Below are 25,533 nucleotides of genomic sequence, written 5' to 3'. Positions count from 1 at the left end.
TGGGGCCATTCGCCGCGCCGCCGGATCACGCGCTCTCGCCATCATACCCTGAGCTCTCGCCATCAGACGTCGAGCTCAGATCTAGAGCTCAGACCTTGAGATAGTCGAGAATCCCCTCGGCGGCCTGACGCCCTTCGTAGATCGCGGTGACCACCAGATCGGAGCCGCGCACCATGTCGCCGCCGGCGAACACCTTCTCGTTGCTGGTCTGGTAGGCGAAGCGCTCCATCTGCGCCGGAATCTCCGGCGCCAGCACCCGGCCGCGCTCGTCGACTTCGATCTGATGGGTGTCGAACCACTCGATCTCGCTGGGCTGGAAACCGAAGGCGATCACCACCGCATCGCAGGCCAGGATCTCCTCGGAACCCGGCACCACCTCGGCGCTACGGCGGCCGTTGGCGTCGGGTTCGCCCATGCGCGTGCGCACCAGCTTGACCCCTTCGACCTTGCCCTCGCCGACCACCGCCACCGGCTGGCGATTGAACAGGAAGTCCACCCCCTCCTCGCGGGCGTTGGCCACCTCGCGCTTGGAGCCGGGCATGTTCTCCTCGTCGCGGCGATAGGCACAGGTGACGCTGGCCGCGCCCTGGCGGATCGAGGTGCGGTTGCAGTCCATGGCGGTATCGCCGCCACCCAGCACGACCACCCGCTTGCCGGCCATGGAGACGTGGTCCGCGGGGTCCTTCTCGAAGCCGAGGTAGTGGTTGGCGTTGGCGATCAGGAAGTCGAGCGCCTTGTAGACCCCTTCCATCTCCTCACCGGGAAAGCCGCCGACCATGTACTTGTAGGTGCCCATGCCGAGGAACACCGCGTCGTACTCGTCGTGGAGCTGCTCGAAGGTGACGTCACGGCCGATCTCGGTACCCAACCGGAACTCCACGCCCATCTCCTCGAACACCGCGCGGCGGCGCTCCATCACGTGCTTCTCGAGCTTGAACTCGGGGATGCCGAAGGTCAAAAGGCCACCGATCTCCGGGTAGCGGTCATAGACCACCGCCTTGACCCCGTTGCGCACCAGGATATCGGCGCAGCCGAGCCCGGCCGGGCCGGCACCGACGACGGCGACGCGCTTATCGGTCCAGCTCACCTTGGACATGTCCGGGCGCCAGCCCATGGCGAAGGCGGTGTCGGTGATGTACTTCTCCACCGAGCCGATGGTGACCGCGCCGAAGCCATCGTTGAGGGTGCAGTCGCCCTCGCACAGGCGATCCTGGGGGCACACCCGGCCGCATACCTCGGGCAGCGAGTTGGTGCGATGGGAGAGCTCGGCCGCCTCCAGGATGTTGCCCTCGCTGACCAGCTTGAGCCAGTTGGGGATGTAGTTGTGGACCGGACACTTCCACTCGCAGTAGGGATTGCCGCAGTGCAGGCAGCGGTGCGCCTGGCTGGCCGCTTCGCTGGGGCGAAACGGCTCGTAGATCTCCGCGAACTCCTTGGCGCGGCTGCGGGCATCCTTCTTCTGCGGATCGCGTCGGCCGACGTCGATGAACTGAAAATCGTTGCTCAAACGGTTTGCCATGATCTCTCTCCTCACTCCCGCTGCCGATAGGGCGGGATCGGGCGCCGCCGCGTCAGGCTGGCGGCGCCGGGGCTTGTTCGGGCTTGCGCCGGCTCACATTCTGGCTGACGCCGCTGCTTATTCTGGCTGGCGCCTGGATTGGGCCAGCAGGCCGTTGAGGCTCGCGGCCTTGGGCTTGACCAGCCAGAAGTGGCGGATGAAGTCGGAGAAATCCTCGAGGATCTCGCGCCCACGCCGGGAGCCGGTCTCTGCCACGTACTCGGTGATCACCTCGCGCAGATGGCGGCGATAGGCCTCCATCGACTCGGTGTTGATGCGATGGATCTCCACCAGCTCGTGGTTGTAGCGATCGACGAAGCCGCGGTCCTCGTCGAGCACATAGGCGAAGCCGCCGGTCATGCCCGCACCGAAGTTGATCCCGGTCTTGCCGAGCACGCAGACCAGACCGCCGGTCATGTACTCGCAGCAGTGATCGCCGGCACCCTCGATCACCGCGTGGGTACCGGAGTTGCGCACCGCGAAGCGCTCGCCGGCGGTGCCCGCGGCGAACAGCTTGCCGCCGGTGGCGCCGTAGAGACAGGTGTTGCCGATGATCGCCGTCTCGTGGCTGTTGAAGCGGCTGGCCCGCGGCGGCGTGATCACCACCTTGCCCCCGTTCATGCCCTTGCCGACGTAGTCGTTGGCGTCGCCTTCCAGGTAGAGGTGCAGGCCGCGGGCGTTCCACACCCCGAAGCTCTGCCCCGCCACGCCGGTGAAGCGCGCCGTGATCGGCGCATCCTCGAGACCCGCCTCGCCGTAGCGTTTGGCGATCTCGCCGGAGACCCGAGCGGCCACCGATCGGTCACAGTTGGTGATCGTGAAGCTGAACTCGCCGCCGGACTTGGCCTCGATCGCGCCGATCAGGGCGTCGTAGAGCTCCTGATTCTTGGCGCCGGGGTCGTGGGGCACGTTGCGGCTGACCTGGCAGAATTGCGGCGCATCCGCAGGGACGAAGTCGTTGGCCAGCAGCGGCGTCAGGTCGAGCTTGCGCTGTGCCGCGGTCTCGCCCTCGAGACACTCGAGCAGATCGGTGCGCCCGATCAGATCGGTGAGCTTGCGCACCCCGAGCAGCGCCATCAGCTCGCGCACTTCCTCGGCGATGAAGCGGAAGTAGTGCTTGACCATGTCGACGGTGCCGCGGAAGTGCTCGTCGCGCAGCTCCTGGTGCTGGGTGGCGACCCCGGTGGCGCAGTTGTTGAGGTGGCAGATCTTGAGGTACTTGCAGCCCAGCGCGACCATCGGCGCGGTGCCAAAGCCGAAGCTCTCGGCGCCGAGAATCGCCGCCTTGACCACGTCGAGGCCGGTCTTGAGCCCACCGTCGGTCTGCAGTCGGATCTTGTCACGCAGGCCATTGATGCGCAGCGCCTGGTGCACCTCGGGCAGGCCCAGCTCCCACGGGCTGCCGGCGTGACGGATCGAGGTGATCGGGCTCGCCGCGGTACCGCCGTCGTAGCCGGAGACGGTGATCAGGTCGGCATAGGCCTTGGCCACGCCGGTGGCGATGGTGCCGATGCCCGGCTCGGAGACCAGCTTGACCGAGACCTGGGCCGCCGGGTTGACCTGCTTGAGGTCGAAGATCAGCTGCGCCAGATCCTCGATCGAGTAGATGTCGTGGTGCGGCGGCGGCGAGATCAGGGTCACGCCGGGGACTGCATAGCGCAGCCGCGCGATCATCTCATTGACCTTGCCACCGGGCAGCTGACCGCCCTCGCCGGGCTTGGCGCCCTGGGCGACCTTGATCTGCAGCACCTCGGCGTTGACCAGATAGGCCGGAGTGACGCCGAAGCGCCCGGAGGCGATCTGCTTGATCTTGGAGGAGCGGATGGTGCCGTAGCGCGCCGGATCCTCGCCGCCCTCACCGGAGTTGGAGCGCCCGCCGGTCTCGTTCATCGCCTGGGCCAGCGCTTCGTGGGCCTCCGGCGACAGTGCGCCGAGCGACATGCCGGCGCTGTCGAAGCGCGGCAGCAGCGCCTCGACCGGCTCGACCTCGTCGAGCGCCAGCGGCTCGGGGGCCGGCTTCAGACGCAGCAGATCGCGCACCGTCGCCACCGGCCGCTCGTTGACCAGGCGTGCGAAGGCCTTCCACTGGGTATAGTCGCCCTGCTGCACCGCCTGCTGCAGCTTCATCACCACGTCCGGGTTGTAGGCGTGGTACTCGTGGCCATGGACGAACTTGACCAGCCCGCCCTGCTTGAGCCCCTTGCGCGGAATCCAGGCATCTCGGGCGGAGAGTTCCTGCTGCATCTGCAGCTCGCTGAAGCCGGTACCCTCGATCCGCGACATCATTCCGGTGAAGCAGGTCTGCATCACCTCGCTGCCGAGCCCCACCGCCTCGAACAGCTGCGAGCCGCGATAGGAGGAGATCTGCGAAATCCCCATCTTCGACAGAATCTTGTAGAGCCCCTTCTGCATCCCCTTGCGATAGTTCTCGCGGGTATCCGCCGGGTTGCCCACCAGCTCGCCGGTGCGGTGCATGTCGGCCATCACCTGATAGGCCAGGTAGGGGTAGATCGCGGTGGCACCGACGCCGAAGAACACCGCCATCTGGTGGGCGTCACGGGCGTAGCCGGTCTCGACGATCAGGTTGACGCGCGGGCGCAGCGCCAGCCGGGACAGGTGGTGGTGCACCGCACCGGTGGCGAGCAGCGCCTGGATCGGCAGCTTGCCCTGTTCCAGCTCGGCGTCCGACAGCACCAGCAGCACCTTGCCGTCACGGGCGGCCTGCTCCGCACGCTGGCACAGCGCGTGCAGCGCCTGACGCAGCGTGGTGGTCTCGGGATCGTAGTGCAGCGGCAGACGCACCGGCGCGAACGCCGGGTCATCCTGCTCGACGAGCGCGGTGAACTTGCGCGGCGACAGGATCGGCGTGGTCAGGATCAGCCGGTTGGCGTGCTCCGGGGTCGCCTCGAAGACGTTGAGCTCGGCCCCGCAGCAAGTCTCCAGAGACATCACGATCGCTTCGCGCAGCGGGTCGATCGGCGGGTTGGTGACCTGGGCGAACTTCTGGCGGAAGAAGTCGGTGAGCAGGCGATTATGACGCGACAGCACCGCCATCGGCGTGTCGTCGCCCATAGACCCCACCGCCTCCTGGCCGCTCTCGGCCAGCGGGCGCAGCAGCTGATCGCGCTCCTCGAAGGTCACCGAGAACATCTTCTGATAGACGTTGAGCTCGTCGAGCGACATCGGCTGGAAGCGCGCCAGCTCGGTCAGCGCCGACTCGAGATAGTGGGCGTGTTCCTTGAGCCAGCGCTTGTAGGGGTAGGCCGACTTGAGCCGCTGGTCGATATCGTCGGTGTGCAGCACCTCGCCGGTCTCGGTATCGACCGCCAGGATCTGCCCCGGGCCCACGCGACCCTTGGCCACTACTGACTCGGGGGCGTAGTTCCACACGCCGATCTCGGAGGAGAGGGTGATATAGCCGTTGTCGGTGATCACCCAGCGCGCCGGACGCAGACCGTTGCGGTCGAGCATGCACACCGCATGGCGACCTTCGGTCATGACGATGCCGGCGGGGCCGTCCCACGCCTCCATGTGCATGGAGTTGTACTCGTAGAAGGCGCGCAGGTCGCCATCCATGGTCTCCACGTTCTGCCACGCCGGCGGCACCATCATGCGCACCGCGTTGTAGAGATCCATGCCGCCGGTGAGCAGCACCTCGAGCATGTTGTCCATGCTCGAGGAGTCGGAACCGGTGGTGTTGACGACTTCGTCGAGGCCTTCGATATCCGGCAGCAGGGGGCTGACGAAGTTGGCCTTGCGCGCATTGGCCCAGCCGCGGTTGGCCTCGATGGTGTTGATCTCGCCGTTGTGCGCCATGAAGCGGAACGGCTGCGCCAGCGGCCAACGCGGCGCGGTATTGGTGGAGAAGCGCTGGTGGAAGACGCAGATCGCGGTCTCCAGCCGCGGGTCGCCCAGGTCCTGGAAGAAGGTGGGCAGATCGGCGGGCATCATCAGGCCCTTGTAGGAGACCACCTTGGACGACAGCGAACAGACGTAGAACTCTTCATCGCCGCGCAGCGCCTGCTCGGCCAGACGCCGCGCCATGAACAGCTCGACGTTGAAGGCCGCGTCCGACTGCGAAGGGTCGCCCTCGACGAATACCTGACGGATGCGCGGCAGACAGTCGAGCGCCATCGGGCCGCACACGCTGGGATCGGTGGGCACGTCGCGCCAGCCCTTGACCGCCAGGCCGCGGGCCTCGAGTTCGCGCTCCAGCACCTGGCGCGCCTCGGTTTCACGCGCATCGTCATCGGCGAAGAACACACAGCCGACGGCGAAGCGCTCACCCAGCGCCACGCCCAGCGCTTCCTGCGCCACTTCGCGCATGAAGCCGACCGGCATCTTGAGCAGCAGTCCGCAGCCGTCACCGGTCTTGCCGTCGGCGGCGATACCGCCACGGTGAGTCATGCACGTCAACGACTCGATCGCCGTCTCGAGCAGATCGTGACTGGCCTGCCCCTCCATGTGCGCAATCAGTCCGAAGCCGCAGTTGTCGCGGAATTCGCCGGGCTGGTGAAGACCTCTCATCATGGGCGTGCCTCACAGAACAGGGGAACTTGCGTTCGGTAAAATACAGGGAGATAATGCAAGGTTTTTTATTATTCTGAGCCGGGCTGAAAGCCGGTTTTCAGCGTCACCCCGCGCCGACGCTGGCGCCACGAAACGGCGTCAAAAGGCCGCCCAGAATAGCCACTCCCCCGTCCCAACGCAATCGCGCCCTAGCCTGACTCAGGCGACAAAACCATTGAAAATCTGTGACTTATATTTATAACTAAAAAAATACCCTGACAGCTCAACGGCTTAGCGAGCCAGTTTAGACCAAAGTCTAAGCCAAGAACCTGTTACACATTGACACCCCAAAACCGTCCCACCAACCCATGCCGATACGACATAGTGCATGCCAATTACGGGTATATCCCATTACGGCACCGAGGCCTCAGCTCGCCATCAACCCCTCGACGCAGCAGATGTGAATATGCGCTATGGCGCGGAGGCACAGTCGGCAACGGCGGCAACGGCGGTAGTGACGGTGACGGTGGCAACTGCAGCGCAGCGGAAGTTTGGAGCGACGAAGCGTTTGACCCGACGAAGACGACAGCGCGATGAACGAGCGCCGCCGGCGGGGTCGAGCCCAGAACGAGCGGCTTCACAACAGGCCGGGCGCTATCGTCTCGGGCGAGACAGACGCGCCGCCCCAGGAAGACTGAGCGGACGCGTCATGCCCGCGCCAGGCGGGCGGCATGGCACCCTCAGGCGCGGGGGAAGCGCTCGATCAGACGTTCGAGCATGGCCGGGTCGGTATCGTCGTGGATTGCGGCGCGCCCCAGCGCTTCGAGCAGGATCAGCCGCAGGCGGCTGTCGAGATTCTTCTTGTCCAGACGCATGCGCTCGAGGAAATCGGCGACACCCATGGCGGCAGGCGCGGTCTGCGGCAGCCCCGCCGCCGCCAGCACGGCACCGATGCGCTCGACCTCGGCCGCGCTGAGCCAGCCGCGCTCGGCCGAGAGCGCCGCGGCCATCGCCATGCCGGCGCCCACCGCTTCGCCGTGCAGCCAGTTGCCGTAACCCTGGTGCGCCTCGATGGCGTGACCGAAGGTGTGGCCGAGATTGAGCAGCGCACGCACGCCCTGCTCGGTCTCGTCCTCGGCGACGATCTCCGCCTTGATCTCGCAGCTGCGGCGAATGGCATGGCGAATCGCCGCAGCATCCAGCGCGCGCAGCGCCGGCATCTCGCGTTCGAGCCAGTCGAGAAAGGCCGCATCCCAGATCAGGCCGTACTTGACCACCTCGGCGAGCCCCGCCGAGAGCTCGCGCTCGGGTAGCGTCGCCAGGGTCTGGGTATCGATGAGCACCGCACGCGGCTGCCAGAAGGCGCCGATCATGTTCTTGCCGCGCGGGTGGTTGACCCCGGTCTTGCCGCCCACTGAGGAGTCGACCTGGGCCAGCAGCGTGGTCGGCACCTGGATGAAGGCGACCCCGCGCTGGTAGCTCGCCGCGGCGTAGCCGGCCATGTCGCCGATCACGCCGCCACCCAGGGCGATCAGGGTGCAGCGGCGATTGAAGCCGGCCGCCAGCAGCGCATCCCAGATGCGCTCCACCGAGGCCAGGGTCTTGGTCGCCTCGCCGTCGGGCAGAATCACCTCGCAGACCTCGAGATCCGCCCCGCTCAGGGTGTGACGGAGCCGATCGAGATAGTAAGGCGCCACGGTGTCGTTGGTGACGATCATCACCTGACGCCCGGCCAGATAGGGCAGCAGACAGCCCGGTTCGTCGAGCAGCCCGGCGCCGATGTGGATGGGATAGGCGCGCTCGCCGAGCGCGACGTCGAGCGACTCCATGGCGGCGGAAGGAGACTGCGTCATGACGGATGACCCTTTTGCGAGTAAACGGAGCGGCACGCCTAGCGCGGCGGCGAGACCTCGGCCTGGAGCGGCTGACTGAGCCGCGTGACCCGACGCACGATATCCGCCACCACGCTCTTGGGGCTGCGGCGGTCGGTGCGCACGACGAGATCGGCGGTAGCACGATAGAGCGGGTCGCGCAGCGCGAACAGATCACGCAGCACCTGCTCGGGATTGGCATGGCGCAGCAGCGGGCGGTTGCGGTCGCGGGCGGTACGCCGGATCTGCTGCTCGACCGTGGTCGCCAGATAGATCACGGTGCCACGCTCGCGCAGATACTGGCGGTTGAGTTCGCGCATCACCGCGCCGCCGCCGGTGGCCATCACCACTTCGCTGCGCTGGGTCAGCTCGTCGATCATCGCCGTCTCACGGTCGCGGAACCCCTGCTCGCCCTCGACGTCGAAAATCCACGGGATATTCGCCCCGCATCGCGCCTCGATCTGATGGTCGCTATCCAGGAATTCGCGCTGCAATTCGGCCGCCAGAAGGCGGCCGATCGTGCTTTTGCCGGCCCCCATGGGGCCGATGAGAAAAAGATTGGGAAGCGACCGCATCAGCGAATGGCCAGTCTGTCCTCGATGATCTTGGGCGTAATGAAGATCAGCAATTCTACCTTTTCATTGCTCTCCTGGGTATAGCGGAACAGCTGCCCGATCACCGGGATGTCGCCGAGGAAGGGCGTCTTGAACAGCGTATGCAGCTGCTCCGAGGTGAGAATGCCGCCCAGCACCACGGTCTCGCCGTTGTCGACCAGCACCTGGGTCTGGATCTCGTTGGTGTCGATCGCCGGCGCGCCATCGAAGCGGGTGTCCGAGATGTCGTCGTTGTTGACCCGCAGATCCATGATGATGCGGTCGTCCGGGGTGATCTGCGGGGTCACCTCCAGCGACAGCACCGCCTCCTTGAACTCGGTGGTGGTGGCACCGCTGGAGGACGCCTCCTGGTAAGGCACCTCCTGCCCCTGCTTGATCACCGCGGTGCGCTGGTTGGCGGTGATCACCTTGGGCTGGGAGATGGTCTGGCTCTTGCCCTCGCTCTCCAGCGCGCGCAGCTCCAGGTCGATCAGCACGTCACCCGAGAGATAGCCAAAGCTGAAGGCGCTGGCGGGTTGAGTGGCGTTACCCAGATCGACCGCCAGACCGCCGCCATAGGATGAAGGATCGTCGCTGTGGTGGGCAAGCTGGAGGGGTCACCATCGGCGCGCCGCTGAGGTTGAAGCGCCCGCCGGCCGGCGAAGACATCCCCCAGTTGACCCCCAGCTCGCGCGTGGCGCTGTCCACGCGCGATGACGATGCGCGCCTCGATCTGGACCTGGCGCACCGGCACGTCGAGCTGCTCGATGGTACGCCGGATCGCCTCCAGCTGATCGCGGTGTCCTGCAGGATCAGCGTATTGGTGCGCACATCGACGGTCACCCGGCCGCGCTCGGACATCAGCCCCACCCCTTCGCCACCGCGCAGCAGCCCGGCCAGGGTGTCGGCCTTGGCGTAGCGAATCGCACGAACTCGGTGATCAGCGGCGCCAGCTGCTGCGACTGCTCACGACTCTCCAGGGTCTGGCGCTGCAGGCTGGCCAGCTCGCCGGCCGGCCCACCACCATGACGTCGCCGGTGCGCCGCGCCGCCAGACCGCGGCTCTGCAGCACCAGATCGAGCGCCTGATCCCAGGGCACGTCGACCAGATTGAGGGTGACATTGCCCTGAACGCTATCGCTGGCGACCACGTTGAGCCCGGAGACCTGGGCGATGATCGAGAGCACATCCCGCACCGGGATGTCCTGAAAGTCGAGCGTCACCGGCTTGCCGCTGTAGCTCGGCGTCGCGCGCCGGCGCTGCCGCTGGCCGCGGCGCGCGTGCCTGCATCTTGAGGGGCGAGCTCTACACGCAGCTCACGCCCGTTCTGGGTCACCAGCGGCTCCACCGCCCGCGTCGCGCTGATCTCGAAGCTTATCCCTTCGGCATCGCGCCGCGGCACGATACGGGGTCACTGCAGTGCCGAAGTCGCTCACGTCGAGGGTCTGGTACTGAGCGTCCGGCAGCACCACGCCGGGCAGCGTCAGAGTGATCCGACGCCCGCTCCCGGAGACCGAGGCCGCTACCCCGGGTCGATCGAGGGTCACCAGCAGCTCGCCGTGGTCGGTGTCGCTACGGCGAAAGTCGAGCGCTGTGACCCGTGGCCGGCTGGTGGCAGCGGCGCGACTCACATCGGGTGCCTCGCGTCCGGCTTCGGCGACGAAACCCGGCGCTGGCGTCATCGCTTCGGCACTGGCCGCCGGTGCGGCGCCCAGATGCACCACCAGACGATCCGCACGCCGCTCCAGGCGGTAGTCGTGCGCCTCGTCGAGGGCGAACACCAGCCGTGTACGCCCCTGGGCGGACAGCACGCGCAGCGACTCGACCCCACCACTGGCGAGTGCAAAGCGGCTCTGCGCCAGCGCGCTGGTGGTATCGAGCAGATCCAGCGCCAGCCGCGGCGGCGCGGCGGTACGATAGCCGCGCACCTCCGGCACCCCACCGCTGAAGTGCAGCTCGACGTCGAGACGCCCAGGCCCGCGCTCGGTGAAGTCAAGCGCGGTCAAACTCGGCGCCGCCCAGGCCGGTGCGGCCAGCCCCAGCAGCAGCAAGGCCAGCAGCCCGCTCACCCACCTGAATCGACATGCCATGCTCGTTCTCCTGCTGATCTGCTTGGGGCCATCGCCGCGGCGGTTGGCGCTGGTCGACTTGTCAGACAGTACCCGGGCCCTCATCCCGAATTCTGCGGCGAGGCGGCGGCCTGTTCGCCGGTCGCGGCCAGGCTCAACCGGCGGGTACGCTCGCGCCACGCCCCCTGGCTGTCGCGCACGCGCTCCACCAGGCTCAGACTGCGCCGCGTGATCTTCACGATGTGGCCCTGGTCGCGCCCCAGATAGTCGCCGACGAAGACCCGGTAGAGACGCCCGTCCGGCGCCCGGATCAGCCCTGACGGTGTGTCGCCGACACTCAGCGTGCCCACCAGCGCAAGATTCTCCAGCGCAAACGCCTCGAGCGGCTGACGCTCGCGCTGCTCCCGGGGCTCGGCCGGCGACACCGGCGCCTCGAGGGCCTGCCCGGCGGGCGCGAAGGGGCTACGCATGGCGCTGCCGTGATAGCTCGCCACCGAGTAGCTGGGCATCTCCGGCAGCGCCGCGATCTTGCCTTCCGGCTTCTGGCGCAGCGTCTGCAGCTGCCGTTCCAGCGCATCCAGATGCGCCTCGCCGCAGCCGGCCAGCAACAGGCAAGCGACCATCGCCACTCCCAGGCGCGGAGCGCGCATCATGAGCCAGTCTCCGCGCCGGCGGCGTCATCCGTCTCGCGGTAGCGGTAGGTCTTGGCCAGCATCTTCAGGCGCAGCGTGGGTGAGTCCGCCACTGGCGCCAGCGTGAAGTCGTGCAGGGTGACGATGCGCGGCATGGCGGCGACCTGGGCCAGGAAGGCGGCGATCTGGTGATAGCCGCCGCGTACCTGGATATCGAATGGTTGCTCGAAGACGAACTCGCGCGCCACCGCCGGCTCGAGCTTGATGCTATCGATGCTCAACTGCTGCTCGCGGGCGGCATCGCTGATCGCATCGAGCAGCGCGGGCACCTCGGCATCACTCGGCAGTTGTTCGAGCACGCGCTGCATGCGCGTCTTCAGCTCGCCCATCTGCTGGCGCATCATCGGCAGATTGATCGCCTGGTAAGAGAGCGTCTCGAAGCGTGAAAGCGCCTGCGTCTCCTGCGCTTCGAGACGCGCGTGCTCAGCCCGCGGCGATGATGCCAGCAGCCACTGCATGGCCAGCAGGGCCAGGGTGAACACCGCCAGCGCGATCAACGCTTGCAGGCTGGTGGGCCAGGTGCCCGACTCCTTGAGGTCAAGTTCGCGCCAAGGCAGTTCGCGCAGCTGACGCGCCTGCTCCTGCACCCAGCCACGCAGCCGCTGCCGGCACCGCCGCAGCCCCCTCATGGCGCCGCCACCGCGGGTGCGTCGGTGGCCTCCGCCGCCGGCTGTTCCTCGACGCTCATCTGAAAGCGGCGCGGCGCATCGGCGCCGTCACCGGCGCTGACGTCAGAGAGCAGCGGCACCCCCAGCACCGGGCTGGCGGCGAGACGCCGCATCTGCTCGGAGACCTGACGATTGGAAGCGGCGACGCCATCTAGCTCGAGCGTGTGGTCGTGACGCACGAGCTTGGTGTAGTGGAGCCATCGACCAGCGTGGCGGTGAGCTGGTCGAAGACCTCGACGGTGAGTGGCCGGCTCGCCTGCAGCGTACCGATCAGATCGATCTGCTCGAGCATGCGCTGGCGCAGGCGGCGAAAATCGCGCACCGACTCGATGTCCCGGGTCAATTGCTGGGTATGGCGCTCGATCATCCCCAGGCGGGCCTGCTGCGCACGCACCAGCGCCTGCTGATGCAGGGCGATCAATCCACCGGCGACCAGCCCCAGCAGCAGCGCCAGCAGCACGCCCCGCTGGAAGCGCCGGGTGCGCTGCTGGCGCTCGCGCTCGCGCCACGGCAGCAGATTGATCTCGACACTCATGCGCGCACCCGCATGGCCAGCCCACAGGCGGTGAGCATCGCCGGTGCGTCGGCGGCCAGAGCGTCGACATCCAGGCGCGGATGCACGCGCATGTCACCGAACGGATTGGCCAGCGTTGCCTCCAGTCCGCTCTGAGCGCGCAGGCGATCGACGAAGCCCGGCAGCACGCAGGAGCCGCCGGCGAGCACCAGCTGGCGGATCTCCTGCTGACCGGCGGCGGTATAGTAGAGCTGCAGCGAACGCCCGATATGCTGGATCAAGGTATCGATGAAGGGGGTCAGCACCTGCTGGCGATAGTCATCGGGAAGGCCGCCACGCTTCTTGGCCCGTCCTGCCTCTTCGAAGCTGATGCGGTAGCGACGACTGATGGCATCGGTGAGCTGGCGCCCACCGCACAGGTTGTCGCGGCTATAGACGATGCGGCCGCCCTTGAGCACGTGGAAGGCGCACAGGTTGGCACCGATATCGACCAGCGCCACGGCGTCGGCGCTGTCGAACTGGCTCGCCATATCGCCCCACATACGCTCCAGCGCGAACCCCTCAACATCCACCGCCACCGCCTCGAGGCCGGCCTCGGACAGGGTCGCGGTGAGCAGCTCGATATCCTGTACCCGGCAGGCCACCAGCATCACCCTGCTGGTCGTCGTAGCGCCGATGGCGACCCAGACGCTGGAAGTCGAAGGCGACCTCGTTGAGCGGAAACGGCACGTACTTGTCCGATTCCATCTGGATGCGTGCCTCGATATCCTCGTCGCTGAGCGAGGCGGGCAGCGTCAGCTTGCGCGTGATCGCCGCCGAGTTGGGCACCGCCACCACCGCCCGGCGCGACTTCAGCCGGCCGTGTTCGACCGCTCGCTTGAGGGTATCGACGACCTCGCGCTGATCGCGGATACGCCGCTCCACCACCGCCCCCTCGCGCAGCGGGCGCACGGCATAGCTGTCGATGCGCAGGCGCCCGGCATGGCGCTCGAGCTCGAGCAGCTTGACCGTGGCGGAGGTGATATCGACCCCGACCAGGCCTCTCTGGGATCGTTTCAGGCGTAACAATTCAGGGACCTTTTCGGGGGCAACACTGTCTGACCTCGCCAGGCAACCCATTAGCGGGCAGCGAAAGTGGGGGACGTGATCATCCCAATCCCGTTTAACGGCGGGTAGGCGGCCGACTTGAGACATTTCGTTACACAGATTGCGCGCTGCTTGCAGGAACCGAAGGGGGTGGAAACTGGCCCCGATTCGGCCGCGTCCATATAATGCCCGCTGGTTCGACATCCTCAAGGCCAGGGATGGCTGACGCGCGACCGGCCGCACCGACCTCCGTCAAGGAATAGCACTCTGCCCATGAAGCTCTTTACCCGACTCCTGTCCACCGCCTTCTGGCTGCTGCTCTCGCTCGGCGCCGGCGCCTGCTGGCGGTGGTCGGTGCCGCGCTCTACTTCGCCCCGGGGCTGCCGGATGTCCACCAGCTGCAGAACTACGAACTGCAGACACCGCTGCGCATCTATACCGAGGATGGCAAGCTGATCGGCGAGTACGGCGAGGAGCGCCGCATGCCGGTGAGCTTCGATCAGATTCCCAAGCCGCTGATCGACGCCCTGCTGGCGGCCGAGGATGCCAGCTTCTTCACCCACCCCGGGGTCGATCCCAAGGGGCTGGCGCGCGCCGCCGTGGAGCTGGCCTCCAGCGGCGATATTCAGTCCGGCGGCAGTACCATCACCATGCAGGTGGCGCGTAACTACCTGCTCACGCTCGATCAGACCTTCACCCGCAAGATTCGCGAGATCCTGCTGGCGCTGCAGATGGAGCAGATTCTGAGCAAGGACGAGATCCTCGAGCTCTACGTCAACAAGATCTATCTGGGCAATCGCTCCTACGGTGTCGCCGCCGCCGCCAACACCTATTACGGCAAGCCCCTGGGCGAACTGACCCTGGCGCAGTATGCGATGATCGCCGGTCTGCCCAAGGCGCCCTCCAGCTTCAACCCGCTGGCCAACCCCGAGCGCGCGCTGATCCGGCGTAACTGGATCCTCTATCGCATGCGCGAGCTGGGCTTCATCGACCAGGCCGCCTACGACGAAGCGGTCAAGGCACCGATCACCGCTAGCCGGCATATCGCCCAGACCGAGGTCGATGCCCCCTACGTCGCCGAGATGGCGCGCAGCTACGCGGTCGAGCGCTTCGGCGACAAGGCCTATACCGACAACATCCGCATCACCACCACCCTCGACAGCCGCCTGCAGACCGAGGCCCGTGATGCGCTGGTGCAGGGGCTGATCGACTACGATACCCGCCACGGCTGGCGCGGGCCGGAGGAGAAGGACGTCCCGCCGAGCCTGGTCGAAGCCCAGGACCGAACCGAGCGCAAGGGCCTGGAGGAGGAGCTGTCGGAGTCCCCCGAGGTGATCCAGACCGCACGCCAGGCCGCTCAGAGCAGCCAGGCCACGATCCAGGGGGTCGAGGGTGACGTCAGCAACTGGCTCAAGGTGCTCGAGCGCACCCCCGCCTATGGTCCGCTGCAGCCGGCCATCGTGATCTCCACCGAAGGCAAGCAGATGCGCGTGCTCGATGCCGACGGTAAGGTAATTACCCTCGACTGGGACGGCCTCAAGTGGGCGCGGGAGTATCACAGCGCCAAGTGGCGTGGCGGCGTGCCGGCCAATGCCGCGGCGATCGCCAGCCGCGGGGATCTGGTACGCATCCTGCGCGATGGCGATCACTGGCGCCTGGGCCAGCGCCCGGGCGCCGAGGGCGCGATCGTGGTGCTCGACCCCAACACCGGCGCGATCGAGGCGCTGCAGGGCGGTTTCAGTTTCTCCGCCAGCAAGTTCAACCGCGCCATCCAGGCCCAGCGCCAGGTCGGCTCCAACTTCAAGCCGTTCGTCTATCTGGCCGCGCTGGAAGAGGGCGGCATGACCGCGGCGACCATCATCAACGATGCCCCCATCGTGATGGAGCAGTTCGGCGCCGACGACTGGCGTCCGGAGAATGCCGAGCAGCGCTTCCTCGGTCCTACCCGACTGCGCGTGGGCCTCTACACCTCACGCAACCTGGTGACGATCCGCGTGCTGCAGTCGCTGGGGCTCGACAACGCGCTCAACTTCCTCGAACGCTTTGGCTTCTCCCGTGACCGTTTGCCCCACGGTCTGTCACTGGCGCTGGGCAGCGCCTCGCTGACGCCGCTGGAGATCGCCAACGCCTACGCGGTACTGGCCAACGGTGGCTTCCAGGTGTCGCCCTGGTACATCGACAAGATCACCCAGGGCAGCCACAACACCGTGGTCGAGGAGGCCAACCCGCTGGTCGCCTGCCGCGACTGTGCCGCCGACGCCACCCAGACCGAGGTCGACGGCGAACCGCGTCGCATCGCCCCCCGGGTGGTCGAGCCGGATGCACTCTATATCCTGCGCAGTATCCTGCGCGACGTGATCGAGAAAGGCACCGGACGCGGCGCGCTGTCGCTCAATCGCGCCGACATCGTGGGCAAGACCGGCACCACCAACGATCAGCGCGACGCCTGGTTCTCCGGCTTCAACAACTCGCTGGTGACCACCGTCTGGGTGGGCAAGGATGACAACTCGACCACCGCCGAGTACGGCGCCCAGGCCGCCCTGCCGATCTGGAAGGCGTTCATGGGCCCGGCGCTCAAGGGCACCCCGCAGGTGATCCCCGAAGCGCCGGCGGATATCGTCAGCGTGCGCATCGACCCCGATACCGGCAAGCGCCTGCACGACGACCAGCCCGGCGGCATCAACGAGATCTTCCGCAAGCAGAACGTACCCGACTACCAGCCCCGCGGTATCAAGCCGGAGCTGGAAGACCAGAGTGGCTCCCAGGGCACCGGCACCTACGAGGCGATCTTCTGAAGCGCCTCGGGCGGCGTGCCTGCCGCCCCGCCGCAGGCCCCGCCACGCCCGTCGTGGCGGCCCTCGGGTCGGGCCCGAGGGCCGTTTTCAGTGCCACCGTTCGTCGCCCCCATGCCGGGAGAGATGTCATGCCCCTGCCACGCTGCCGCTGGCTGCTGCTAGCCACCTGCCTGCTGGCCTCGAGCGCGTCCGCCGATCTGTTCTACGCGCCGCCGGCGCCCGATGACGACACGCCCAACTTCAGCGGCAGCGCGGAACTCGGCTATACCCGCCTGACCGGCAACAGCAATACCCAGACACTGCTGGCCAAGGGGCGCCTGACCTGGCTGACCGGGCGTTTCACCCACACGTTTCGCGCCGAGACGCGCAGTGTGCAGGACAATGAAAACACCACCAGCGAGCAGTATCTGGTCGCCGGACGCGAGCGCTACGAGCTGAGCGACGACAACTATCTGTTCGGCTTCGCCCGCTGGGAGCGCGACCGTTTCAGCGGCTACGCCTGGCAGTTCACCACCATCGGCGGCTACGGGCGCCAGCTGCTCAACGGCCCCACCCACACCCTCTCCGCCGAAGTCGGCCCCGGCTATCGCCACGACGACTACGCCGACAAGCGCAAGGCCAGCGACGACCTGCCGCTGGCCTACTCGGCGCTCGACTACACCTACAACTTCAGCGAGGACATCTCCTTCGACCAGGAGATGTCGGTGGAAGCGACCCATATCAGCGTGACCACGCGTTCGCTCTCGACCATCACATCCCAGCTCAACTCCCACCTGGCGCTGCGTGTCGCCTACGACGTCAAGAGCAACACCCATCCACCGCCGGATGCCGACGCCCGCACCGACACCACCACCTCGGTGTCGCTGTTGTATAGCTGGTGAGTGCATAGCTGGTGAGTGCATAGCTGGTGAGTGATAGCCAGTAGGCGAATGCCGCAAACGCAACTGCCGCCCGAAGGGCGGCAGTCGTGTGATTCAGAATGCTACGGCGGTCGCGTTCAATCGCTCAACCGTAGATATCCTTGACGCTCTTCAGCGGATAATGCGCCGGATAAGGCTTGCACGCCACGCCGCTGTCGATCGCCGCCTGAGCCACGGCGGCCGGGATGCGTTCGAGCAGGCGCGAGTCCACCGGCGTGGGGATGATGTAACCCCGGCCGAAGGAGAGCGCGTCGAGCTCGTAGGCGTCGAGTACCTCCTGGGTCACCGGCTCCCGCGCCAGATCCTTGAGCGCATGCACCGCGGCGATCTTCATCGCCTCGTTGATCGTGGTGGCGCGCACATCGAGTGCACCACGGAAGATGAACGGGAAGCCGAGGACATTGTTGACCTGGTTGGGGTAGTCGGAACGCCCTGTCCCCATGATCACATCGCTGCGGGTCTGGCGCGCCAGATCCGGGTGGATCTCCGGGTCCGGGTTGGAGCAGGCGAACACCACCGGATCGGCGGCCATTCGGCTGAGCTGCTCGGCGTTGAGCAGGTTGGGGCCGGAGAGCCCGACGAAGACGTCCGCCCCCTCGATGGCGTCATCCAGGGTGCGGCGATCGGTCGGGGTAGCGAACTGCGCCTTGTAGGCGTTGAGATCGTCACGTCCGGCATGGATCACGCCCTTGCGGTCGAGCATGTAGATGTTCTCGGCGCGGGCACCGCACTCCAGCAGCAGCTTCATGCAGGCGATCGCCGCCGAACCGGCGCCGAGGCACACGATACGCGCCGCGTCCAGGGTCTTGCCGGCGATGTCGAGGGCATTGAGCAGCCCCGCCGCGGTGACGATGGCGGTACCGTGCTGGTCATCGTGGAACACCGGAATGTTGCAGCGCGCCTTGAGCGCGGCTTCGATCTCGAAGCACTCCGGCGCCTTGATGTCCTCGAGATTGATCCCGCCCCAGCTCAGCGCGATGTTGGCGACGGTATCGATGAACTCCTGGGGGGAATCCGCCTCGACCTCGATATCCACCGAGTTGATGCCGGCAAAGCGCTTGAACAGCACGCCCTTGCCTTCCATCACCGGCTTGCTCGCCAGCGGCCCCAGATTGCCCCCCAGAATGGCGCTGCCGTCGGACACCACGGCGACCAGGTTGCCCTTGCCGGTATAGAGATAGGCGTCCTCGGGGTTGGCGGCGATCTCGCGACACGGCTCGGCCACCCCCGGGCTATAGGCCAGCGCCAGATGCTTGGCGGTCTGCGTCGGCTTGGTCAGCTCGACGAGAGCTTCCCCGGAAAAGGCTTGGCGTGGTAGTCGAGCGCAGCCTGGCGCTTGTCGTCACTCATGGGCTTTTTCTCGTATCCAGGTCATTGGGTGGCGCCAGCCTAACGGAAAACCCCGCCCCGGACAACGCGAACACATTGATGGAGCTTGGCGACCATTGAATACCTTTTTGGCTCATATCGCAGCCATTTGCTGCAACTTATATCTAACCAACCAGCCATAGAGCATCCCTTATCAAGACGCGCACGCATCTCGGCTACTGCGTATCGCAGAGCTGGCACCAGCAGAGGAAGCTGCCCAGAAGGAGGGAAGAAGAGAGCTGGGAGCCGGGAGGCGAGAAGACAACAAGCGAGAAAAGCGCCCGCGAAGAGAGGTGGGTCGAGCCGGGCACGAACAGAGCCGGGTGCGAGTCGCGCCGGACAAGACGGGAGAGCCAGGGAAACAAGAGGGCCAGGAAAACAAGAGGGCCAAAACGACAATGCCCCGGCCAGGGCCGGGGCATCGTTGTCGGTCAGCGACGTTGTCGCTCAACGACCGGGCCGAGCGCGAACGCCCGGCGGGACGTCGTTCAGCCGCGACGTACGGCAGCACCGAAGCGCTTGTTGAAGCGCTCGACGCGACCACCGGTGGTCGCCTGCTTCTGCTTGCCGGTGTAGAACGGGTGGCACTGGGAGCAGACGTCGATATGGAAATCTTCGCTCGCCGTGGTACCGACGCTATGGGTCGCACCGCAGGAACACGTCGCGGTGACCTTCTTGTATTCGGGGTGAATAGCCTGTTTCATCGTGAAGCCTCGCTGGCAGTGTACCGCCACCTGATCGTTTGCCAGGCACCGTACACGGATAGGGATTAGCGGTTGACTCCCGCGCGACCGGAACGCCTGGAATCCCGAAGTCTCGCGGCACCGGACTTGCCCGGCGGCGCCACCTCGGATAAAAGACGCACCCTACGTCGGAAGGCGCAGCATTCTAGCACTGTTCTGAATGGAGGCCAATTGGCAGATTTCAAGCCCGACGCCGTAGCGCCGGCCACGCAGGCGCGCGTGCTGCGGGTCGCCGTACCCACCCCGCTGCGCCGACTGTTCGACTACCGCCCCGCCGGTGCCCCGCCGGCGGGCGGCTGGCGCGCGGGCATCCGATTCAAGGTCCCCTTCGGGCGTCGCGAGCTGGTGGGCATCGTCATCGCTTGCGCCGACGAGAGCGACCTGTCGCCGGCCCAGCTCAAGCCGATCGTCGCCTGCCTCGATGCCGAACCGCTGCCGGCGGACTGGCTGTGGCTGTGCGAATTCACCGCGCGCTACTACCAGCATGCGCTGGGCGACACCCTGCACAACGCCCTGCCGGGGCCCCTGCGCCAGGGCCGCCCGCTGGAAGCGCGCACCCGCGAACGCTGGCGTCTGGAGACTGCGGAGGCGACGGCGCTGGAACAGCTCGGCCGCGCGCCGCGCCAGCGCGAGCTGGTCACCTTGCTCGCCCAGCATCGCCACGGCCTGGTCACCAGCGCGGTCAGCGCCCAGGGCTTCACCCGCGCCCAGCTCCAGGGCCTGGCCCGACGCGGCCTGGTCAGCTGCCACGGAGCCGCTGACCGCATCGGCGGCGCCATCCGGGCCGCTGCTGGCGACTCCGGCACTGACCCTCAACCGCGAGCAGGCGGCGGCGCTGGCGGCACTGCACGAGGGGCTCGATCGCTACCACCCCTGTCTGCTCCACGGCGTCACCGGTAGCGGCAAGACCGAGGTCTATCTGCAGTTGATCGAAGCCGTGCTCGGCCAGGGCAAGCAGGCGCTGGTGCTGGTGCCGGAGATCGGCCTTACCCCGCAGACTCTGGCGCGCTTTCGCAAGCGCTTCCGGGTGCCGGTAGTGGCGCTGCACTCCGGGCTCACCGACCTCGAGCGCCTAGACGCCTGGGAGGCCGCGCGCAGCGGCCGGGCACCAGTGGTCATCGGCACCCGCTCGGCGATCTTCACCCCGCTGGCGCGGCCCGGCGCGATCATCGTCGACGAGGAGCACGACGGCTCGTTCAAGCAGCAGGATGGCCTGCGCTATCACGCCCGCGATCTGGCCATCGCCCGCGCCCACCGCGAGGGCATCCCGATCCTGCTGGGCAGCGCCACGCCGTCGCTCGAAAGCCTGGCCCAGGCGCGCAGCGGGCGCTACCGCCATTTGCGTCTGACCACCCGCGCCAGCCGCCACGCCCCGGCGCGGCTGGAGCTGACCGACCTGCGCGGCCGCGTGCGCCAGGGCGGGCTGATTCCGCCGACGATCGAGGCGATCCGCCAGGCCCTGGCGGCGGAAGGGCAGGTGCTGGTGTTCATCAATCGGCGCGGCTTCTCGCCCTCGCTGGCCTGCCACCAATGCGGCTGGATCGCCGAATGCAGCCACTGCGATTCGCGCCTTACCCTGCACCGCCAGCCGCCACGCCTGGTGTGCCACCACTGCGAGCACCAGCAGCCGCAGCCGGACGCCTGCCCTAGCTGCGGCAGCGCCGACCTGCGCCCCCTGGGCGCCGGTACCGAGCGCACCGAGGAGACGCTGGCGACGCTATTTCCCAAGACGCCGATCTATCGCATCGATCGCGACAGCACCCGGCGCAAGGAGGCGCTCGATCAGGTGCTCGGCGAGATCCGACGCGGCGAGCCGAGCCTGCTGGTCGGCACCCAGATGCTGGCCAAGGGCCACCATCTGCCGCATGTCACCCTGGTGGTGGTGGTCAACGCCGATGCCGGGCTCTACGCCAGCGATTTCCGCGCCCTGGAGCAGAGCGCCCAGTTGCTGATCCAGGTCGCCGGCCGCGCCGGCCGCGCCGAGCGCCCCGGCCGCGTGCTGGTGCAGACGCTGCATCCGGCGACCCAACCTTCGCCTGCTGGCAGACATCGGCTACGACGCCCTCGCCTACCAGCTGCTGGAGGAGCGCCGTCTGGCCGCGCTGCCGCCCTATCGTCATCTGGCGCTGGCGCGCTTCGAGGCGGTCAAGGAGGCCGACGCCCAGGCCACCGCCGAGGCCGCCGGCGAGGCGCTGCGCGAGTGGCTGGCCGCGCGCGGCTCGCCGGTGCACGCCCTGGGCCCGGTGCCGGCGCCCATGGAGCGGCGCCAGAACCGCTACCATGTCCAGCTGATGCTGAGCGCCGAGCGCCGCAGCGCGCTGCACGAGGCCGCCGCCTGGCTGGTCGCGCGGCTGGAGCAGGAAACCTCGCGCCGGGTGCGCTGGTCGCTGGACGTCGACCCGATGAGCCTGAGCTGAACGCGCCCGCATTCACCCGACATCTCGCCGATGGCCGGCGCATCAGGGTTTAAAGCCCGTGCGCAATCATCGATAATGGCGGCCTTTTACCCGCGCCAAGCTCGGGTGACCATGCCCCGGGCGACAGGCCCCACGACTACGAAGCAGGCCATGAAAGAGACGATCATCCAACTGCTCGACGACGCCGTCGCGGCACTCAAACAGCGCGGCGAGCTGCCGGCCGACGTCAGTCCGACGATCAAGGTCGACCCGGCCCGCGACAAGGCCCACGGCGACTATGCCACCAACCTCGCCCTGGTGCTGGCCAAGCCGGCCGGCCTCAAGCCACGCGAGCTGGCCGACAAGCTGGTCGCGGCGCTGCCGTCGAGCGACGCCGTGCGTCAGGTGGAGATCGCCGGGCCCGGGTTCATCAACTTCTTCGCCGCCACCGACGCCATCGCCGGCGTGGTCAGCGCCATCCTCGATGCCCGACACCTTCGGTCGCAGCCTCAAGGGCGCCGGCGAGAAGGTCCAGGTGGAGTTCGTCTCGGCCAACCCCACCGGCCCGCTGCACGTCGGCCACGGCCGCGGCGCGGCGATCGGCGACTGCTTGAGCCGTCTGCTCGAGGCCACCGGTTACGATGTCACGTCGGAGTTCTACTACAACGACGCCGGGGCTCAGATCGACAACCTGATGCACTCGGTCAAGGCGCGCGTCCACGGCCTCACCCCTGAGGATGCCGAGTGGCCGGCGGACGGCTATCGCGGTGACTATATCGCCGACGTGGCCAAGGCCTACCTGGCCGGCTAGACGGTGACCGCGACGATGACCGCGAGGTGACCGCTGCCGCCGACCCCGAGGACGAGGCGGCAATTCGCGCCTTCGCCGTGGCCTATCTGCGCCGCGAGCAGGATCTCGATCTCAAGGCATTCGAGGTCGAGTTCGACGTCTACTTCCTCGAATCCTCGCTCTACGCCGAGGGCCGGGTGGAGGAGACGGTCGAGCAACTGATCGCCAACGGCCACACCTATGAGGCCGACGGCGCCCTGTGGCTGCGCACCACCGCTTTCGGTGACGACAAGGACCGGGTGATGCGCAAGTCCGACGGCAGCTACACCTACTTCGTGCCCGACGTCGCCTACCACCACAACAAGTGGCAGCGCGGCTTCACCCGGGTGATCGACGAACAGGGCGCCGACCACCACTCCACGGTGACCCGGGTGCGCGCCGGACTGCAGGCGCTCGAGGTCGGCATCCCCCAGGGCTGGCCCGACTACGTGCTGCACCAGATGGTGCTGGTGACGCGCTCCGGGGTCGAGGTCAAGCTCTCCAAGCGCGCCGGCAGCTATGTCACCCTGCGCGACCTGATCGACGAGGTCGGGCGTGACGCCACGCGCTATTTCCTCGCGCGCGCGCGCCGCGCCGATTCGCAGCTCACCTTCGATATCGACCTGGCCCGTTCGCAGACCAACGACAACCCGGTCTACTACATCCAGTATGCCCACGCCCGGGTGTGCAGCGTGCTGCGCAAGGCAGAGCGCGATGGCCAGGCGTTCGACCACGCCACCGCCATGGCCAACCTGGAGCGTCTCGACGCCGAACAGGAGAAGGCGCTGATGAACCGCCTGGCGCGCTACCCGGATACCGTGGAGCGCGCCGCCGAGGCCCGCGAGCCTCACCAGATCGCCCAGTATCTGATCGATCTGGCGAGCGATTTCCACACCTGCTACAACGCCCAGAAAGTCATGGTCGACGATGCCGGGCTGCGCAACGCGCGTCTGGCTCTGGGTCTGGCCGCGCGCCAGGTGATCAGCAATGGATTGGCGCTGCTCGGCGTCAGTGCTCCCGAGGAGATGTAGAGGATGGCCAAACGCCCCGCGCAGAACTCACGTGCCGCGCCCAAGGGCGCGACCACCCGCGCCCGCGCGCGCAGTTCAGGCAATAGCCAGGGGGTCAGCGGTATCCCCGGCTGGCTGTGGGCGATCGCCGGCCTGATCGGCGGCTTCGCGCTGTCGCAGTATCTCGACCACACCTCGCCGGAGCCGGTGGCCGCGGTGGTACCCAAGCCAGCCAGCCAGTCGAGCAGCAGCCAGGCCAGCAGCGGCAGCAGCGAAAGCGGCAAGGCGGGCACCGGCAGCGCCCAACCGGCCACGCCCACCTTCGAGTTCTATACCCTACTGCCGGAAACCGAGGTGATCGCGCCGAACAGCAGTAGCAACACTCCCGAGACCACCGCCAAGGCCGCCAGAGGCGGCCGCCGACGACGCCGCCAACCAGACCAAGCAGCCCGCCGCGACCGGCAGCTACATGCTGCAGGCGGCGTCGTTCCGCGATATCGCCGATGCCGAACGGCTCGCCAACCGGCTCAAGGATTTCGGCCTGCTGGCCAAGATCATGACGTGCGCGCCAACGGCAACCAGATCTGGCACCGGGTCCAGGTCGGCCCCTATCGCGATACCCGCGAGCTCAATCGGGCCCAGGATCTGATGGTGACACAGGGTATCGACCGCTGATGATCCGGCTGCAGAACTAAGAGAGTGTTTACAAACTGCCTGCGCTCGCCAATACGGCGTTAAAATCGGCCTCAAAATGCTCATTTACCCCGTGTAAACTGGAGCGCCAGCCCGGTCCGTTTTTCGACCGATTTTGCCTTGTCTTGCCTTCGCTCGCCGAATTTGTAAACACCCTCTAAGCACTGCCTGAAAAACAGTGCGCTCGCCTGCCCGGATCGGTCACGCACATCGATCCGGGGCGGAGAGGCGCTTGCCCACGCTCCTACCCAACCAGCTCTTTTCCCCGCCTTCGCCCTATCTGTCCAGATTAGAGCCCATTTCCAACCCCATCCGACGATGGGCGCCGGGGGTAGGGCAAAGCGAGGGTCCTTTGCCAGGGATGGCAAAGGTAGCGCCCGGGAAGGGTTTACAGCGCCCTCGCGACGCCCTGCCGCCGGATAAGCCCACGTCGTCTAGCGGTTGTGAAAGGCGCTCATAGATCGGCCGCCCGCCACCTTCGATAACCCGCTTCGCTTGATTTCCGCCCCGACTGCCCACACCTCTGCCAGCACGGCGCATCGCGATATGGCGATGCCGCGCGTCTTTTTCGGCGCCGTCGGGTGGTTGCCGGCCGCCCGGCCCCCAGCGGTCGCGGCGGATCGTTTCAGATCGGCTCCCGACGGCGCGCCACAAGGAGTAGCTTGATGACCACAATCGTATCCGTGCGCCGTGGCGACCAGGTCGCGCTGGCGGGAGATGGCCAGGTATCGCTGGGCAACACGGTGATGAAAGGCAACGCCAGCAAGGTCCGCCGGCTCTATCGTGGCCAGGTGCTGGCCGGTTTCGCCGGCGGCACCGCCGATGCCTTCACCCTGTTCGAACGCTTCGAGGCCCAGCTCGAGAAGTACCAGGGCCACCTGACCAAGGCCGCGGTGGAGCTGGCCAAGGAGTGGCGTACCGACCGCGCCCTGCGCCGCCTCGAGGCGATGTTGGCGGTGGCCGACAAGAGCGCCTCGCTGATCATCACCGGCAACGGCGACGTGGTCGAACCGGAGCGCGGCATCATCGCCATCGGCTCCGGCGGGCACTTCGCCCAGGCCTCGGCCCGCGCACTGCTCGAGAACACCGAGCTCGGCGCCCGCGACATCACCGAGAAGTCGCTCAACATCGCCGCCGACATCTGCGTCTTCACCAATCACCACATCACGCTCGAAGAGCTGTGACGAGAGCGAGTGCCATGACCCAGGACCCAGAACGCC

General features: G+C 67.1%; 18 protein-coding genes and 4 pseudogenes. 7 read left to right on the top strand and 15 right to left on the bottom strand.

From position 1 onward, the window contains the following. Nucleotides 1-88 precede the first annotated feature (88 nt). The 5 genes from CN538_RS11315 to CN538_RS22855 all read right to left on the bottom strand — a co-directional run bounded on the left by CN538_RS11315 (nt 89) and on the right by CN538_RS22855 (nt 9,028). Nucleotides 89-1,519 (bottom strand): FAD-dependent oxidoreductase, encoded by a 1,431-nt coding sequence (locus CN538_RS11315; protein ID WP_106419488.1) that lies wholly within the window; start codon nt 1,517-1,519, stop codon nt 89-91. Between the two features lie 117 nt (nt 1,520-1,636). After that, nucleotides 1,637-6,088, bottom strand: coding sequence for a glutamate synthase large subunit (gene gltB, locus CN538_RS11310; RefSeq protein ID WP_106419487.1), 4,452 nt, complete (start codon nt 6,086-6,088; stop codon nt 1,637-1,639). A 719-nt stretch (nt 6,089-6,807) separates the two neighbouring features. Beyond that, the gene (gene aroB / locus CN538_RS11305; RefSeq protein ID WP_106419486.1) at nt 6,808-7,920 is read right to left on the bottom strand and encodes a 3-dehydroquinate synthase; all 1,113 of its coding nucleotides are present in this window, start codon (nt 7,918-7,920) and stop codon (nt 6,808-6,810) included. A 38-nt stretch (nt 7,921-7,958) separates the two neighbouring features. Then, nucleotides 7,959-8,513 (bottom strand): shikimate kinase AroK, encoded by a 555-nt coding sequence (gene aroK, locus CN538_RS11300; protein WP_106419485.1) that lies wholly within the window; start codon nt 8,511-8,513, stop codon nt 7,959-7,961. Then, nucleotides 8,513-9,028 carry a type IV pilus secretin PilQ gene (locus CN538_RS22855; RefSeq protein WP_242495014.1) on the bottom strand — a complete coding sequence of 172 codons (516 nt, stop codon included), beginning with the start codon at nt 9,026-9,028 and terminating at the stop codon, nt 8,513-8,515. The genes aroK and CN538_RS22855 overlap by 1 nt, the downstream gene beginning before the upstream one ends. A gap of 197 nt (nt 9,029-9,225) precedes the next feature. On the opposite strand from CN538_RS22855, the gene CN538_RS22850 reads away from it, so the two are divergent. Further along, nucleotides 9,226-9,450, top strand: a complete 225-nt coding sequence (locus CN538_RS22850; protein WP_242495013.1) for a hypothetical protein — start codon at nt 9,226-9,228, stop codon at nt 9,448-9,450. A gap of 21 nt (nt 9,451-9,471) precedes the next feature. Here the strand turns inward: CN538_RS22850 and CN538_RS22845 are convergent, their stop codons facing one another. The 8 genes from CN538_RS22845 to pilM (CN538_RS25240) all read right to left on the bottom strand — a co-directional run bounded on the left by CN538_RS22845 (nt 9,472) and on the right by pilM (CN538_RS25240) (nt 13,541). Then, complete coding sequence (locus CN538_RS22845) at nt 9,472-9,753, bottom strand: secretin and TonB N-terminal domain-containing protein (protein WP_242495011.1); 282 nt, start codon at nt 9,751-9,753, stop codon at nt 9,472-9,474. A gap of 93 nt (nt 9,754-9,846) precedes the next feature. Further along, complete coding sequence (locus CN538_RS11290) at nt 9,847-10,620, bottom strand: AMIN domain-containing protein (protein WP_164999583.1); 774 nt, start codon at nt 10,618-10,620, stop codon at nt 9,847-9,849. Nucleotides 10,621-10,700: 80 nt separating this feature from the next. Next, nucleotides 10,701-11,252 (bottom strand): pilus assembly protein PilP, encoded by a 552-nt coding sequence (locus CN538_RS11285; protein ID WP_106419483.1) that lies wholly within the window; start codon nt 11,250-11,252, stop codon nt 10,701-10,703. Beyond that, nucleotides 11,249-11,920 carry a type IV pilus inner membrane component PilO gene (locus tag CN538_RS11280; RefSeq protein ID WP_106419482.1) on the bottom strand — a complete coding sequence of 224 codons (672 nt, stop codon included), beginning with the start codon at nt 11,918-11,920 and terminating at the stop codon, nt 11,249-11,251. Before CN538_RS11280 ends, CN538_RS11285 begins: the two co-directional genes overlap by 4 nt. After that, a complete protein-coding gene (locus CN538_RS22840) occupies nt 11,917-12,138 on the bottom strand; it encodes a PilN domain-containing protein (RefSeq protein WP_242495010.1) in 222 nt (73 codons plus the stop codon). The genes CN538_RS11280 and CN538_RS22840 overlap by 4 nt, the downstream gene beginning before the upstream one ends. Next, on the bottom strand, nt 12,111-12,494 hold the full coding sequence (locus CN538_RS11275; RefSeq protein ID WP_242495009.1) for a hypothetical protein: 384 nt from the start codon (nt 12,492-12,494) through the stop codon (nt 12,111-12,113). The genes CN538_RS22840 and CN538_RS11275 overlap by 28 nt, the downstream gene beginning before the upstream one ends. Further along, a complete protein-coding gene (gene pilM / locus CN538_RS25245) occupies nt 12,491-13,123 on the bottom strand; it encodes a type IV pilus assembly protein PilM (protein WP_340638335.1) in 633 nt (210 codons plus the stop codon). The genes CN538_RS11275 and pilM (CN538_RS25245) overlap by 4 nt, the downstream gene beginning before the upstream one ends. Beyond that, nucleotides 13,035-13,541 (bottom strand): type IV pilus biogenesis protein PilM, encoded by a 507-nt coding sequence (gene pilM / locus CN538_RS25240; RefSeq protein ID WP_340638100.1) that lies wholly within the window; start codon nt 13,539-13,541, stop codon nt 13,035-13,037. The genes pilM (CN538_RS25245) and pilM (CN538_RS25240) overlap by 89 nt, the downstream gene beginning before the upstream one ends. Nucleotides 13,542-13,832: 291 nt before the next feature. On the opposite strand from pilM (CN538_RS25240), the pseudogene CN538_RS11265 reads away from it, so the two are divergent. Both CN538_RS11265 and CN538_RS11260 read left to right on the top strand, forming a co-directional pair. Beyond that, nucleotides 13,833-16,354, top strand: a pseudogene (locus CN538_RS11265) (penicillin-binding protein 1A). A gap of 128 nt (nt 16,355-16,482) precedes the next feature. Next, complete coding sequence (locus tag CN538_RS11260) at nt 16,483-17,235, top strand: DUF481 domain-containing protein (RefSeq protein WP_106419479.1); 753 nt, start codon at nt 16,483-16,485, stop codon at nt 17,233-17,235. Nucleotides 17,236-17,359: 124 nt separating this feature from the next. Here CN538_RS11260 and CN538_RS11255 read toward each other — a convergent pair. Both CN538_RS11255 and rpmE read right to left on the bottom strand, forming a co-directional pair. After that, nucleotides 17,360-18,624: pseudogene (locus CN538_RS11255) on the bottom strand (malic enzyme-like NAD(P)-binding protein). A gap of 506 nt (nt 18,625-19,130) precedes the next feature. Further along, nucleotides 19,131-19,346 (bottom strand): 50S ribosomal protein L31, encoded by a 216-nt coding sequence (gene rpmE, locus CN538_RS11250; RefSeq protein ID WP_035475666.1) that lies wholly within the window; start codon nt 19,344-19,346, stop codon nt 19,131-19,133. A 210-nt stretch (nt 19,347-19,556) separates the two neighbouring features. On the opposite strand from rpmE, the pseudogene CN538_RS11245 reads away from it, so the two are divergent. From CN538_RS11245 to hslV, 4 genes and pseudogenes are all read left to right on the top strand, one after another. Then, nucleotides 19,557-21,802: pseudogene (locus CN538_RS11245) on the top strand (primosomal protein N'). Between the two features lie 150 nt (nt 21,803-21,952). Next, nucleotides 21,953-23,641: pseudogene (gene argS, locus CN538_RS11240) on the top strand (arginine--tRNA ligase). 3 nt (nt 23,642-23,644) lie between these two features. Further along, complete coding sequence (locus tag CN538_RS26290) at nt 23,645-24,295, top strand: sporulation-like protein (protein ID WP_422917497.1); 651 nt, start codon at nt 23,645-23,647, stop codon at nt 24,293-24,295. 683 nt (nt 24,296-24,978) lie between these two features. Continuing rightward, nucleotides 24,979-25,497 carry an ATP-dependent protease subunit HslV gene (hslV, locus tag CN538_RS11230; protein ID WP_035475675.1) on the top strand — a complete coding sequence of 173 codons (519 nt, stop codon included), beginning with the start codon at nt 24,979-24,981 and terminating at the stop codon, nt 25,495-25,497. Nucleotides 25,498-25,533 lie beyond the last annotated feature (36 nt).

Origin of the sequence: Salinicola tamaricis (genome assembly GCF_003006155.1) — a bacterium.
Classification (GTDB): domain Bacteria; phylum Pseudomonadota; class Gammaproteobacteria; order Pseudomonadales; family Halomonadaceae; genus Salinicola; species Salinicola tamaricis.
The sequence above is the reverse complement of the archived record's forward strand: the minus strand, read 5'-3'. Positions and strand labels throughout refer to the sequence as shown.

Coding starts and splice junctions, on each gene's coding strand:
- CN538_RS11275 (WP_242495009.1), bottom strand. CDS start 12,494: ATGAGTGTCGAGATCAATCTGCTGCCGTGGCGCGAGCGCGAGCGCCAG.
- CN538_RS11280 (WP_106419482.1), bottom strand. CDS start 11,920: ATGAGGGGGCTGCGGCGGTGCCGGCAGCGGCTGCGTGGCTGGGTGCAG.
- pilM (WP_340638335.1), bottom strand. CDS start 13,123: ATGCTGGTGGCCTGCCGGGTACAGGATATCGAGCTGCTCACCGCGACC.
- CN538_RS11290 (WP_164999583.1), bottom strand. CDS start 10,620: ATGGCATGTCGATTCAGGTGGGTGAGCGGGCTGCTGGCCTTGCTGCTG.
- rpmE (WP_035475666.1), bottom strand. CDS start 19,346: ATGAAACAGGCTATTCACCCCGAATACAAGAAGGTCACCGCGACGTGT.
- CN538_RS11315 (WP_106419488.1), bottom strand. CDS start 1,519: ATGGCAAACCGTTTGAGCAACGATTTTCAGTTCATCGACGTCGGCCGA.
- aroK (WP_106419485.1), bottom strand. CDS start 8,513: ATGCGGTCGCTTCCCAATCTTTTTCTCATCGGCCCCATGGGGGCCGGC.
- gltB (WP_106419487.1), bottom strand. CDS start 6,088: ATGATGAGAGGTCTTCACCAGCCCGGCGAATTCCGCGACAACTGCGGC.
- CN538_RS11260 (WP_106419479.1), top strand. CDS start 16,483: ATGCCCCTGCCACGCTGCCGCTGGCTGCTGCTAGCCACCTGCCTGCTG.
- CN538_RS26290 (WP_422917497.1), top strand. CDS start 23,645: ATGGCCAAACGCCCCGCGCAGAACTCACGTGCCGCGCCCAAGGGCGCG.
- hslV (WP_035475675.1), top strand. CDS start 24,979: ATGACCACAATCGTATCCGTGCGCCGTGGCGACCAGGTCGCGCTGGCG.
- aroB (WP_106419486.1), bottom strand. CDS start 7,920: ATGACGCAGTCTCCTTCCGCCGCCATGGAGTCGCTCGACGTCGCGCTC.
- CN538_RS11285 (WP_106419483.1), bottom strand. CDS start 11,252: ATGATGCGCGCTCCGCGCCTGGGAGTGGCGATGGTCGCTTGCCTGTTG.